Origin of the sequence: Methylobacterium indicum, from assembly GCF_017347565.1 — a bacterium.
Taxonomy (GTDB): Bacteria; Pseudomonadota; Alphaproteobacteria; order Rhizobiales; family Beijerinckiaceae; genus Methylobacterium; species Methylobacterium indicum.
This window is the reverse complement of sequence record NZ_AP024145.1, coordinates 1,007,991-1,020,265: the sequence shown is the minus strand read 5'-3', so window position 1 is coordinate 1,020,265 and position 12,275 is coordinate 1,007,991. Positions and strand designations below refer to the sequence as shown.

Sequence of the window (12,275 nt, the reverse complement as noted above, 5' to 3'; positions counted from 1 at the left end):
TTTCTCTCGTCGTGTTCTTGTCGTTACGGTGCGGCATCGGCTCCGGGGCGGCGGGCGGGCAGCCCCCAACCCCAGAGCGCGGCCGAGGGCAGCGGCAGCATCAGGAAACCGTGCTCCAGGATGGCGAGCGCCATCAGGGTCGCCATCATGGTGTGGCCGGAGCGCTTGAAGGCCGAGGCGCTCTCGGTGACGGCGGGGTGCAGCAGCACCAGGAGGAAGCCGGTGGCGAGGATCATCGCCACCGGAAACAAGGCGTTCATCGGCGCGCGGCGAAAGAAGCTGCCGAGATAGCGCAGGTGTTCGGGCAGGAACTCGGCGTGGAGGTTGCGCACGCCGAGGAATAGGTTGAGCCGGGCGCTGAGATTCATCCCCCACAGCACCAGGTAGGTCCAGAGCGCCATCCGGTTCGGGCCGCCCGCCGTCAGCCAGGCGATGGCGGCAAAGCCGAGGATGATCGCCGCCTCGTGCCAGAGATTGGTCGCGGCGGCCGCGCCGAAGCGGGCGAGGCCCCGGTCGGTGGGGACGCCCGGTGTGCGCCGGGGGCCGGCGACATAGCCCATGTAGAAGGCCATTTCCTGCCAGCCCCAGACGATCAGGGCCGCCGTGAAGGCGGCATAGGCCCCCGCCTCGCTCTCCTGGCTGGTGCTCCAGGAGATCACCCACAGCGCGCCGGCCAAAGCCACGGTCGTCGCGCCGAAGCTCCAGGCATGGGTCCGGCGCGGCCGGTGGTTCAGCCAGAGGATCGCCCCGGTCAGGAACCACCAGATCACGACGGCATAGACGATCGGCGCGGCGTAGTCGGACATGCGGGCGCTACCAGGCGGGGCTGAGGCGGATCTGCGCGGGCATCGGGTTGGCTTTCGCCGGCATCACCATCAGCCGCCCGAAGGCGAGCGCGGCCTTGGCGGCGTAACCGGCATGCTTGATCTTGCCGATCAGGCCGCCCTGCGCCTTCGCCTCCTCGATGCCGCGGGCACAGGCGAGCAGCCGTTCGAGACCGGCCCGGAAGCCCGGATTGTCGAGGTCGAGGGTGAGCGGGAAGACCTGGCGCGAGATCTCCGAAGTGATGGCGAAGACCTGGAAGTCGTACTCCTTCGGGTCGACCCCGAGCGCCTTGTGGAAGGCCGGCCGGCACTGGTCGCGCACATACATCGTGCAGAACACCGCGAGCAGGAAGAACTTGATCCAGTAGTAGTTGATGCCGGTGAGCAGCTTCGGGTTGGCGCGCATCAAGAGCGCGAAGGCCTCGCCGTGGCGGAACTCGTCGTTGCACCACTTCTCGAACCACTTGAAGATCGGGTGGAAGCGCTTGTCCGGATGGCGCTCGAGGTGGCGGAAGATCGTGATGTAGCGGGCATAGCCGATCTTCTCCGACAGGTAGGTGGCGTAGAAGATGAATTTCGGCCGGAAATAGGTGTATTTCTTCGCCTTGGTGAGGAAGCCGAGATCGATGCCGACCCCGAAATCCTTCAGGGTGTCGTTGATGAAGCCGGCGTGACGCGCCTCGTCGCGGCTCATGAAGGCGAACAGCTCGCGGATGTCCTTGTTCTTGGCGCGCTTGCGCATCTCGGCATAGAGCACGCAGCCCGAGAACTCGGCGGTGATCGACGAGACCAGGAAGTCGAGGAATTCCTTGCGTAATTCCGGATCGAGGCCCGACAGGTCGAGGTCGAAGTCGGCATTGCGCACGAAATGGCGCTTGTTGGGGTCGGCGCGCATCTCGGCGAGGAGCACGTCCCACTCGGCCCGCACCGGCTCGACGTTGGTGCGGTCGAGTTCCTCGAAGTTGGTGGTGTAGAAGCGGGGACTGAGGAAGGTGGTTTCCTGGGCCGACTTGGTGCTCTCGTTCGGGGTCTTCAGGGTCGTCGCGCTCATAGCCGCGTCCTTTCCGAGAAGCTGACTTCGTAGAGTTCGGTGAGTTCGAAATGGCCCGCGATGCGGGTCCACAGGCGCTCGATGGCGCCGGCGCGCAAAACGGTGGCGGTGCGGCGCACCACGATGCGGTCGCCGTAGGGAACGGAGGTGGGGGCGTCGTGCACCGTCACCTCGTCGCCGGGGGCGATGAGCAGGCCGCCGTCCAGCGTGACATGGGCGTGCAGGCTCTCGGCCGTCTGCTCGATCTCGACCGTGCACGGCACCTCGATGCGGCGCTTGCCGCCGAACCACTGCATCATGATGCGCCCCTCCCCTGTTCGAGCAGCCGCGCGAAGGCGACCGCGTTGTCGAGCCCGAAGGCTTCGAGGTTGATCCGCCGGCCCGACGCGACGTCGTCGAGGGTCAGCGTGCCGTTGTCCCAGCGGGTGAGCCGGAACGGCGGGTTGCGGGATGCGCCCTCGCGCAGGCGGGCCTGGGCCATGACCCGCAGGGTGGCGCGCAGGAACCCGTCCTCGCCGGGCTGCACCTCGGCGACGAGGCGGCCATTCGCGGCGTTGCGGAGATCCACGCGGCCGTCCGGCCGATCCTCGACCGCGAGGTCGAGCACCTGGACGGCGAGAGCCGGCGGCATCCGCGTGATGCCGACGCCGCCGAACCGGCCGATCGCCACCGCGGCGAGCGAGAAGGCGACGAGGAGGCCGGCATTGCGCAGGAGCGGCCGCGGGACCGGGATGTCGTGTGCCATCGCCGCCTCCCTAGTGACCCGCCGCGGCGAGGCGGCCGGGCAGGACGGGGCTGGCAGCCGGGGCCTGCGGCAGCGCCTGGACAGGCTGGCCGTTCGCCTCGGCGAGCGCCGAGGCGATGCGCTTGGCCACCGCCTCGGCATCCGGCACGCAGCGCAGCATCGGCTCCGGCCGGGTCAGCCGCCAAGGCCGGGCATGGGGCCAGAGATGCAGGTAGGCGAGCCGTACGCCGGGCTTGAGCCGGAGCGGCAGGTCGCCGCTGCCGTCGCTGAGCCGACGGAAGGCGGCGCCCTCGATCTCCTTCAGCGGCAGGTTGACGTCCATCTGCAGGGCGATGCCGATGCGCAGCATCAGCCGCTTGTCGGTCAGGCTGTAGACCGTGGTGCGGCAGGCGCCCCAGGCCAGCGCGAACAGGATCACCAGCGCCAGGGCGCCGGCGAGCAGCACGGGCCAGGCGGTCGAGATCCGCCCGGAGGAATAGACCTGAAAGGCGGCGAGCCCGCCGAAATACAGCGCCACGAGATCGACGTGGAAGGCGCGGCGCGCCAGGCTCAGGAAGGCCGGGCGGCCCTGCCACAGCAGGCGCTCGCCGTGGGGCAGTGGGCCGGGCAGCCCGTGAGGCAGCAGGTCCGTCACAGCAGCGGCTCCCGTCACAGCAGCGGTTCTTGGCGGCGATCGGTGGCGTAGAGCGTGCCGGCACCGAAATAGGCGATGACCCGCTCCTCCTCCCGCAGGGTGATGCTGTCGGGGTCGCGGTGCGGCGGCACGCCGGCGAACTGACGGGCGAGCAGCGCCTCGACGAGAATTTTCTTATGCTGGCTGAAGCGCTGCACGTCGGCGAAGGTCACCGGGATCAGCACGGTGCGGTCGCGGGCGCCCTCCAGCTCCATCTCGTAGTAGCGCGGCAGCGATTCGCCGCGATCGACCCAGATCTCCGTGACGGTGCCGGCGAGCACGCCGTCGGCGCCGTAGACCGGCATGCCGCGCGGGTCGGGATCGTCCGCCGCGACCGTGAACTCCTCGGCGACGCGCATCGGCACGATGCGGGTCTTGCCCTCCCAGGTCAGGTCCGGCCGCTCGGCGCGTAGGGCATAGGCCCCCGGGCCGACGCCGTCGGCGAGACGGGAATCGTCGGTCGCGGTCGGGACGATCGGGGCGCCGGGCCAGGGTTCGAGCTTGACCGCCTTGAGCTCGCCGACCGGGCCCTCGTGCGGGCGCGGCGCCAGCACCGCCGAGCCGTCGGCGAGCAGGAAGGTCTTGGGAGAGGGCACGAACAGCCAGTCCCAGCCCTTCAGGCCGCCATGGACCTCGGATTCGAGAGGATAGCCTTCCCGGCGATCCTCGCGGCGCAGGTAGAAGACCAGGCCGGCAAAGAAGATCCAGAACGCGTAGAGCACCACTTGCGCGACGTCGAGATAGCCTGTGAGGGCACCCTTGGGCATGATGGCCTCCTACGGTAGGGCCGGACGAGCGGAGAGCGGGGGAAGAGCGGGCCGGCGCACCAGCGGCCCGATCGCCACCAGGGTGGCGAAGAGGAGCCCGATCTCGATGTGGTAGACGACGAGGTAGCCGGTGGAGGCTTCCGACAGGGCCTCGCCGAGGCGGCCGGAAACCGCGAGCGCCGAGCCGGCATCGCGCAGGATGCCGCTCGCCGCGATGGCCAGGCCCGCAGCGCAGGCCTGGACCGCGCCCCAGGCGCCGAGCGCGAGCCCGGTCTGCTCGGGTGCAGCGCCGGCCATCGAGGCGGTCAGCGTGCCGTGGGCGAAGAGCCCGCCGCCGAGCCCGATCAGCGCGACGCCGCAGGCAAACAGCCCGCCGGAGCCGAGCGGCGCGGCGAAGACCACCGCCGAGAAGGCCGCGATGCCGACGACCGCGCCGGCCGCCGCGACCCGGAACGGATCGCCGCCGCGATTGAGCCAGCGCGCCGCGGTGAGAAGTCCGATCCCGCCGCCGATTGCGAGCACGGCAGTGAGAGCGGTGGTCGCGGCGACGGGCAGGTGCAGGATCTGCCCGCCATAGGGTTCGAGCAGGATGTCCTGCATGCTGAACCCCGCCGTGCCGAGGCCGGTGGCCATGAGCCGCCGCCGGGCCTGCGGATGGGCCGTATAGGCCTCCCAGGCCTCGCCGAAGCGGCGGGCCGGCACGGACTTGCGCGAGGTGTCGCGCGGCTCCTGCTTCCACAGGGCGATGCCGTTGAGGACGAGCGTCGCGAGCGCCGCGCCCTGGATCACCTGGATCAGCCGGATGGCCGAGAAGTTGTGCAGCGCCAGGCCGAACACCACGGCGCTCGCCATCATGCCGGCGAGCAGCATGGCGCAGAGGAGGGCCACCACCTTCGGGCGGGCATGGGCCGGCGCGAGATCGGTGGCGAGCGCGAGCCCCACGGTCTGCGTCGTATGGAGCCCTGCACCGACGAGCACGAAGGCGAGCGCCGCCGCGGCCTGGCCGATCACGATCGGCCCGGTCGTGTCCCCCGACAGGATCAGGAGGGCGAAGGGCATGATGGCAAAGCCGCCGAATTGCAGCAGCGTGCCGAACCACAGATAGGGGACGCGCTTCCAGCCGAGCACCGAGCGGTGGGTGTCGGAGCGAAAGCCGACCAGCGCCCGAAAAGGAGCGGCGAGCAGCGGCAGCGACAGCATCACGGCGACGATCCAGGCGGGCACGTCGAGCTCGACGATCATCACCCGGTTGAGGGTGCCGATCAGCAAAACCGCCGCCATCCCGACCGTGACCTGGAACAGCGACAGGCGCAGCAGCCGGCCGAGCGGCAGTTCCTTCGTCGCGGCATCCGCGAAGGGCAGGTAGCGGGGCCCGAGATCGGCGAGCGCCCGGGCGATGCGGCTGGCCGTGCTCATCGGCGGGCCAGTTCGAGGGCGTTCGACAGGTAGAAGCCGGAATTGATCCGCCGGCTGCGGGCGACGGCGAAGGCCTGAAGGCCCGGATCGGCGGCGATGCGGCGGCGCAAGGCCCCCTCGCCGACCGGCTCGATCGCCGGCGCCCGGTCGCCGCGGGGGAAGAGGCGGCCGGCGGCGTGCATCACGGTGAGCAGCGGCGTGCGCGGGGCGACCGTGAACACCACCGAGGCGTCGGTGCGACGGGCGAGCGCCGAGAGGGCGCGGACGATGTCGGGGGTGCGGTAATGGATCAGCGAATCCATCGCCACGACGTGGTCGAAGCGCCCCAGTCCCTCGTCCAGCATGTCGCCGACCTGGAAATCGAGAGAGCCCTGGAGCCGGAGGCTGGCGGTGCGCTCGCGGGCGAGACCGATCAGCGTCGGCGATACGTCGATCGCCACGACCTCGGCGCCGCGCCGCGCCGCCTCGAGCGCGAGCGCCCCGGTGCCGCAGCCGGCATCGAGCAGGCGGCGGCCGGAGAGGTCGGCGGGGAGCCAGGACAGGAGCTCGGCCCGCATCGCGTCGCGGCCGGCCCGGACGGTGGCGCGGATGCGGCTCACCGGCGCGTCCGAGGTGAGCCGCGCCCAGGCCTCGACGGCGGTACGGTCGAAATAGGTTTCGAGCTGGGCCCGGCGGGTGGCGTAGGTGGGGCTGGTCATCAATCGAATCCCAGAAACTCGAACAAATCCCGGTCCTTCATCGGCACCGCCGGGAGCGGGTCGACGCCGGCCCAGAGTTGCTCGGCGAGTTGCAGGTACTCGGCCTGCACGGCGAGCAGTTCCGGCGAGGGATCCATCTCGAACAACGTCGCCTTCTTCAGGCGCGAGCGGCGCACTACGTCGAGATCCTGGAAATGCGCCAGGCGCTTCAGGCCGACCGCGGCGTTGAAGCGGTCGATCTCGTCGGTCTTGGCCGAGCGGTTGGCGATGACGCCGCCGAGGCGCACGCCGTAATTCTTGGATTTCGCGTGGATCGCCGCGACGATCCGGTTCATCGCGAAGATCGAGTCGAAGTCGTTGGCCGTGACGATCAGCGCCCGGTCGGCATGCTGGAGCGGCGAGGCGAAGCCGCCGCAGACCACGTCGCCGAGCACGTCGAAGATCACCACGTCGGTGTCTTCGAGCAGGTGATGCTCCTTGAGGAGCTTCACCGTCTGGCCGACGACGTAGCCGCCGCAGCCGGTGCCGGCCGGCGGGCCGCCGGCCTCGACGCAGCGCACGCCGTTATAGCCCTCGACGACGAAATCCTCGACGCGCAGCTCCTCCGAGTGGAACTGCACCGCCTCCAGGGCATCGATGACGGTCGGCGCCAGGCGCTTCGTCAGCGTGAAGGTCGAATCGTGCTTCGGGTCGCAGCCGATCTGGAGCACGCGCTTGCTGAGCTTCGAGAAGGCGACGGAGAGATTGGACGAGGTCGTGCTCTTGCCGATGCCGCCCTTGCCGTAGACGGCGAAGACCTTGGCGGTCTCGATGCGGATGTCCGGATCGAGGGCGACCTGGAGGCTCCCCTCTTCCCGCCTTGCGGGAACGGGGTTTCGGATCGCGATGTTCATGCGGCAGCCTCCGCGGTGATGCCTTCGAGCCGGTCCTCCAGGGCCTCCTCGGCCCGGTCGAGGGCGGCCCGGGTCTCGGGGTCGGGGGTCCAGAAGCCGCGCCGATGCGCCTCGATCAGGCGATGGGCGACCTTGGCCGAGGCGGCGGGGTTCAGCGCCGCCATGCGTTCGCGCATCGCCTCGTCGAGGACATAAGTTTCGGTGATGCGCTGGTAGATCCAGGGCGCGACCTGATCGGTGGTGGCCGACCAGCCGACGGTATTGGTGAGGTGCTGGTCGATCTGGCGCACGCCCTCGTAGCCGTGGCCCAGCATCCCCTCGACCCATTTGGGGTTGAGCATGCGGGTGCGGGTCTCAAGCGCCACCTGCTCGGAGAGCGAGCGCACCCGGCCCTCGCCGCGGGTCTGGTCGCTGATATAGACCGGGACCGAGGTGCCCCGGGCCTTCGCCACGGCGCGGGCCATGCCGCCGAGCCCGTCGAAGTAATGGTCGACGCTGGTCACCCCGACCTCGACCGAATCGAGGTTCTGGTAGGCGAGATCGACGCCGGCCAGCACCGCCTGCATCAGGGCGCGGCGCGGTTCCGGCTTCCCCGTGCGGCCATACGCAAAGCTCTTGCGGCGCGAGAAGGTCTCGCACAGGTCGGTCTCGTCCTCCCAGCGCCCGGACTCGACGAGGTGGTTGAGGTTGGCGCCGTAGGCCCCTTCCGCGTTGCTGAAGACCCGGAGCGCCGCGGTCTCGAGATCGATGCCCTGCGCCGCCTGGTGGGCGAGGGCGTGCTTGCGCACGAAGTTCATCGCTTCCGGCTCGTCGGCGCTCGCCGCGAGGAAAGCGGCCTCGGCCAGCAGCTTGGTCTGGAGCGGCAACAGATCGCGGAAGATGCCCGAAAGGGTCGCGACGACGTCGATGCGTGGGCGGCGCAAGTCCTCGAGGGAAATCAGCACCGCACCGCAGAGCCGGCCATAGCCGTCGAAGCGGGGCGCGGCGCCCATCAGCGCCAGCGCCTGCGCCACCGGCGCGCCCTCGCTCTTCAGGTTGTCGCTGCCCCACAGGACCAGCGCGATGCTCTCAGGGTACGCGCCGCCGTCAGATGCGTGGCGGGCGAGCAATTTTTCGACCTGGGCGCGCCCGTCGGCCAACGCGAAGGCGCTCGGGATCCGGTAGGGATCGAAGCCGTGCAGGTTGCGCCCGGTCGGCAGGATCGCGGGCGAGCGCAGCACGTCGCCGCCGGCGACCGGGGCGATGAAACGGCCGTCCAGCGCCCGCAGCAAAGCCGGGATCTCGTGATCCTCGGCGAGCAGCCGGTCGGTCTCGGCGAGCGCCCGGAAGGCGACGAGCGCGGTGTCGTCGCCACCGGCCACCTCCTCGGGCGAGGCGCCGGCCACCAGCCGCGCAAGGCCGGCGCGGTCCGGCGCGAGGCCGTGAACCGATTCGGCCAGCGCCACGAGCAGGTCGATCCGCTCCTCCGGCGGCGTCCCCTGCCCGACGACGTGCAGCCCGTGCGGGATCAGGGTGTGTTCGAGCTCGATCAGCCGGACCGCGAGATCGGCGATGCGATGTTCCGCATCCTCGCCCCAGCCGTCACCCTCGGCGAGGTCGAGGCCGCAGGCCTGGCCGTGGATCAGCACGGCGAGCTTTGCCCGCTCGGCGGCCTCCTCCGGCGGCAGGGCGCGGCGACGCTCCAGCGAGGCCTTGAGGTCGATCAGCCCGCGATAGAGCCCGGCCTGGGCGAGGCTCGGGGTCAGGTAGCTCACCAGCGTCGCGGCGGCCCGGCGCTTGGCCAGCGTGCCTTCCGAGGGATTGTTGGCGGCGTAGAGATAGACGTTGGGAAGAGCCCCGATCAGCCGCTCGGGCCAGCAGGCGGAAGACAGCCCGGTCTGCTTGCCGGGCATGAATTCGAGCGCCCCGTGGGTGCCGAAATGCAGGACCGCGTCGGCGCAAAAGTCCTCGCGCAGGTAGCGGTAGAAGGCCGAGAAGGCGTGGGTCGGGGCAAAGCCCTGCTCGAACAGCAGGCGCATCGGATCGCCCTCGTAGCCGAAGGCCGGCTGCACCCCGACGAAGACGTTGCCGAGCTGCGCGCCGAGCACCAGGATCGACGCGCCGTCGCTCTGGTGCCGGCCCGGCGCCGGGCCCCATTGCGCCTCGATCTCGGCGAGATGGGCCTCGCGCCGGACATGGTCGTCGGCGGAGATGCGGTGGGCGACGTTGGCTTGCGTGCCGTAGCGGGCGGCGTTGCCCTCCAGCACCCGGGCGCGCAGGGCATCGACGGTCCCGGGCACCTCGACGGAATAGCCGTCGGCCTTCAGGCCCTGGAGCACGCGGTGGAGTGAGTCCCACACCGACAGGAAGGCGGCGGTGCCGGTGGCACCGGCATTCGGCGGGAAGTTGAACAGGACGACGGCGACCTTGCGCTCCGCGCGCGGGCGGGCCCGCAGGGAGACGAGGCGCGCGATACGGTCGGCGAGGCGCGCGGCGCGCTCAGGATGCACCGCCATGTCGCGGGAGTCGCCCGCACCGGCGGCGCGACCGCCGAACACCATCGGGGCGGTGGCGCCATCCAGTTCGGGGATCGCCACCATCATGGTCGCCTCGACCGGCGACAGGCCGCGGGCCGAGGCCTCCCACTGTTCCAGGGTCTGGAACTCGACCGCTTGCGCCGCGAGGTAGGGCACGTCGAGCCGCCCCAGCATGGCGCTCGCGGCGTGAGCGTCGTTGTAGGCCGGCCCGCCGACGAGGGAGAAGCCGGTGAGCGAGACCAGCGCGTCGATGGCCGGCCGGCCGTTGCGCAGGAAGAACGTTTCGACCGCCGGCCGGTTGTCGAGCCCGCTGGCGAAGGCCGGCACCACGGTGAGCCCGCGGGCCTCCAACGCCGCGATCACCCCGTCGTAATGCGCCGTGTTGCCGGCGAGCACGTAGGAGCGCATCAGCAGGAGGCCGACCCGTCCCGCCTTGCCGGAGGCCGGCAGCCGGTCGAGGCGCTCGGTCACCCGCTCCGCCAGGCGCGGATGGTAGAGGCCGGTCTCGGGGTAGCTGAGCGGCTCGGCGGCCGAGAGGTGCCGGCGCCAGGCGGCGCGCGGCCCGGCGGCGTAGCGGCCGGCGAGGAAGCGCACGAGGTTGACGACGTTCTCGTCCGAGCCGGCGAGCCAGTATTGCAGGGTCAGGAAGTACGCCCGCACGTCCTGGGCCGAACCCGGGATGAAGCGCAGGATCCGGGGGATCTGGCGGATCAGCGCCATCTGGCGCGCGCCATTCCCTTGCGTGCCGCCCGGCCCGGACTTGCCGCGCAGGCGCTTGAGGAAGTCGAGCGCGCCGCGCTGCGACCCGTCCATGGCGAAACGGTTCATCCGGGTGGTGCGGACCACCTCGGCCGCCGAGAGGCAGCCGACCATCGCGTCGCACTCGGTGCGGCGGGCGAGCAGCGCCGGCAACACCGCCCGGACATGCTCGTCCATGAACAGCATCGCCGAGAGCACGATGTCGGCCCGCGCAATGTCGGCCCGGCAGGATTCGAGGGCCGAGGGGTCGGTCTCCCATTCGGCGGCGGCGTGGAAGCCGAGGATCAGGCCGGGCGCGGTCGTCGCCAGCACCCGGCGCGCTCGCTCCACCGCCCCGGCCAGGTGGTTGTCGAGGGTGACGATGACGACGCGCAGCTCCGGCAGCGCGCCCGGTCCGTCACCGGCTGAAATGCGCTTTGGCATCGTACAGGGTCTCGACGGTGATGAGCGGGAGCGCCCGCTCGCGGGCATAGCGTTCGGTGTTGTGGCGGGCCTTGCCCCGCACGAAGAACGGGACCTTCTTCAGCTCGCGCTCGGCCTCGATCGACCAGACCACCGGCGTCGCGGCGGTCGCGGGCGCTGCAACGACGACCGTCTCGGCCGCCTCGCGCGGCCTTCCGCCGAGATGCGAGGGGGCGACGCGATCGTGAAATTCCGGGTCGTCCCGGAACATCGCCAGGAGGTGCTCTTCCAGCCCCATCATCAGCGGGTGGACGAAGGTGTCGAAGAGCACATTGGCGCCCTCGAAGCCCATCTGCGGCGCGTGGCGGGCCGGCACGTCCTGGACATGCATCGGTGCCGAGATCACCGCGCAGGGGATGCCGAGCCGTTTGGCGATGTGGCGTTCCATCTGGGTGCCGAGCACCAGTTCCGGCTGGGCCGCCGCGATCGCCGCCTCGACCGCGAGGTAATCGTCGGTGATCAGCGCCTCGATCCCGTGGACTGAGGCTTCCGCCCGGACCTCGCGGGCGAATTCGCGCGAATAGGTGCCGAGCCCGACGATCGCGAAACCGATCTCCCGCGCCGCCACCCGGGCCGCCGCGATGGCGTGGGTAGCATCGCCGAAGACGAAGACGCGCTTGCCGGTGAGATAGGTCGAATCGACCGAGCGCGCGTACCAGGTGAGTCGCGAGCCCTCGCCGTCGAGGATGGGAGCGGGATCGACGCCGGCCAACGCGGCCACCGCCTCGACGAAGGCGGTGGTGCCCTTCACGCCGATCGGCGCGGTTTCGACGAAGGGCTGGCCGTGGGTCTTTTCCAGCCATTGCGCCGCGCTGCGGGCCACTTCGGGATAGAGCACGACGTTGAAGGCCGCCTGCCCCAGCCGCCCGAGATCGGCCGGCGTCGCGCCGAGCGGCGCCACCACGTTGACGGCGATGCCGAGGTCGCCGAGGAGCCCGCGCACCTCGCGCAGGTCGTCGCGGTGGCGAAAGCCGAGCGAGGTCGGCCCGAGGATGTTGCAGCTGGCCTTGGGCCGCTCCGGCGCGGGCGCGGCGGGGGCGAGGGTCCGCACGAGCCGGTAGAAGGTCTCCGACGCCCCCCAGTTCTCCTTCTTCTGGTAGGCGGGCAGTTCCAGCGGGATGACCGGGATCGGCAGGCCGAGCGCCCGCGACAATCCACCTGGATCGTCCTGCAACAATTCGGCGGTGCAGGAGGCGCCGACGATCATCGCCTGGGGCCGGAAGCGCTCGTAGGCGGCCGCCACCGCCTGCTTGAAGATCTCGGCGGTGTCGGAGCCGAGGTCGCGGGCCTGGAAGGTGGTGTAGGTCACCGGCGGGCGGGCGCCGTGCCGCTCGATCATGGTGAAGAGCAGGTCGGCGTAAGTATCGCCCTGCGGCGCGTGCAGCACGTAATGCAGGCTCCGCATCGCGGTGGCGACGCGCATGGCGCCGATATGGGGCGGGCCCTCGTAGGTCCAGAGCGTGAGCTGCAT

11 protein-coding genes are annotated in these 12,275 nt (G+C 70.7%); all 11 read right to left on the bottom strand.

Annotated elements, in window-relative coordinates; genetic code table 11:
- Positions 1–23: 23 nt before the first annotated feature.
- The 11 genes from puhE to bchB are packed head-to-tail and all read right to left on the bottom strand — an operon-like array spanning position 24 to position 12,275.
- Positions 24–806, bottom strand: coding sequence for a putative photosynthetic complex assembly protein PuhE (gene puhE / locus miv_RS04645; RefSeq protein ID WP_207181648.1), 783 nt, complete (start codon positions 804–806; stop codon positions 24–26).
- A 7-nt stretch (positions 807–813) separates the two neighbouring features.
- The gene (gene acsF / locus miv_RS04640; protein WP_207181647.1) at positions 814–1,875 is read right to left on the bottom strand and encodes a magnesium-protoporphyrin IX monomethyl ester (oxidative) cyclase; all 1,062 of its coding nucleotides are present in this window, start codon (positions 1,873–1,875) and stop codon (positions 814–816) included.
- The gene (locus miv_RS04635) at positions 1,872–2,171 is read right to left on the bottom strand and encodes a hypothetical protein (protein ID WP_203159271.1); all 300 of its coding nucleotides are present in this window, start codon (positions 2,169–2,171) and stop codon (positions 1,872–1,874) included. Before miv_RS04635 ends, acsF begins: the two co-directional genes overlap by 4 nt.
- Positions 2,171–2,620 carry a photosynthetic complex assembly protein PuhC gene (puhC, locus tag miv_RS04630; protein ID WP_207181645.1) on the bottom strand — a complete coding sequence of 150 codons (450 nt, stop codon included), beginning with the start codon at positions 2,618–2,620 and terminating at the stop codon, positions 2,171–2,173. Before puhC ends, miv_RS04635 begins: the two co-directional genes overlap by 1 nt.
- Before the next feature lie 10 nt (positions 2,621–2,630).
- On the bottom strand, positions 2,631–3,254 hold the full coding sequence (puhB, locus tag miv_RS04625; protein WP_244748867.1) for a photosynthetic complex putative assembly protein PuhB: 624 nt from the start codon (positions 3,252–3,254) through the stop codon (positions 2,631–2,633).
- Positions 3,255–3,268: 14 nt separating this feature from the next.
- Positions 3,269–4,060: a photosynthetic reaction center subunit H gene (gene puhA, locus miv_RS04620; RefSeq protein WP_207181643.1), complete on the bottom strand. Its 792-nt coding sequence runs from the start codon at positions 4,058–4,060 to the stop codon at positions 3,269–3,271.
- A 9-nt stretch (positions 4,061–4,069) separates the two neighbouring features.
- Positions 4,070–5,476 carry an MFS transporter gene (locus miv_RS04615; RefSeq protein WP_207181642.1) on the bottom strand — a complete coding sequence of 469 codons (1,407 nt, stop codon included), beginning with the start codon at positions 5,474–5,476 and terminating at the stop codon, positions 4,070–4,072.
- Positions 5,473–6,174, bottom strand: a complete 702-nt coding sequence (gene bchM, locus miv_RS04610; RefSeq protein ID WP_207181640.1) for a magnesium protoporphyrin IX methyltransferase — start codon at positions 6,172–6,174, stop codon at positions 5,473–5,475. Before bchM ends, miv_RS04615 begins: the two co-directional genes overlap by 4 nt.
- The gene (gene bchL / locus miv_RS04605) at positions 6,174–7,067 is read right to left on the bottom strand and encodes a ferredoxin:protochlorophyllide reductase (ATP-dependent) iron-sulfur ATP-binding protein (protein WP_207181639.1); all 894 of its coding nucleotides are present in this window, start codon (positions 7,065–7,067) and stop codon (positions 6,174–6,176) included. The genes bchM and bchL overlap by 1 nt, the downstream gene beginning before the upstream one ends.
- Positions 7,064–10,765: a magnesium chelatase subunit H gene (locus tag miv_RS04600; RefSeq protein WP_207181638.1), complete on the bottom strand. Its 3,702-nt coding sequence runs from the start codon at positions 10,763–10,765 to the stop codon at positions 7,064–7,066. The genes bchL and miv_RS04600 overlap by 4 nt, the downstream gene beginning before the upstream one ends.
- Positions 10,740–12,275: a ferredoxin:protochlorophyllide reductase (ATP-dependent) subunit B gene (gene bchB / locus miv_RS04595; RefSeq protein ID WP_207181637.1), complete on the bottom strand. Its 1,536-nt coding sequence runs from the start codon at positions 12,273–12,275 to the stop codon at positions 10,740–10,742. Before bchB ends, miv_RS04600 begins: the two co-directional genes overlap by 26 nt.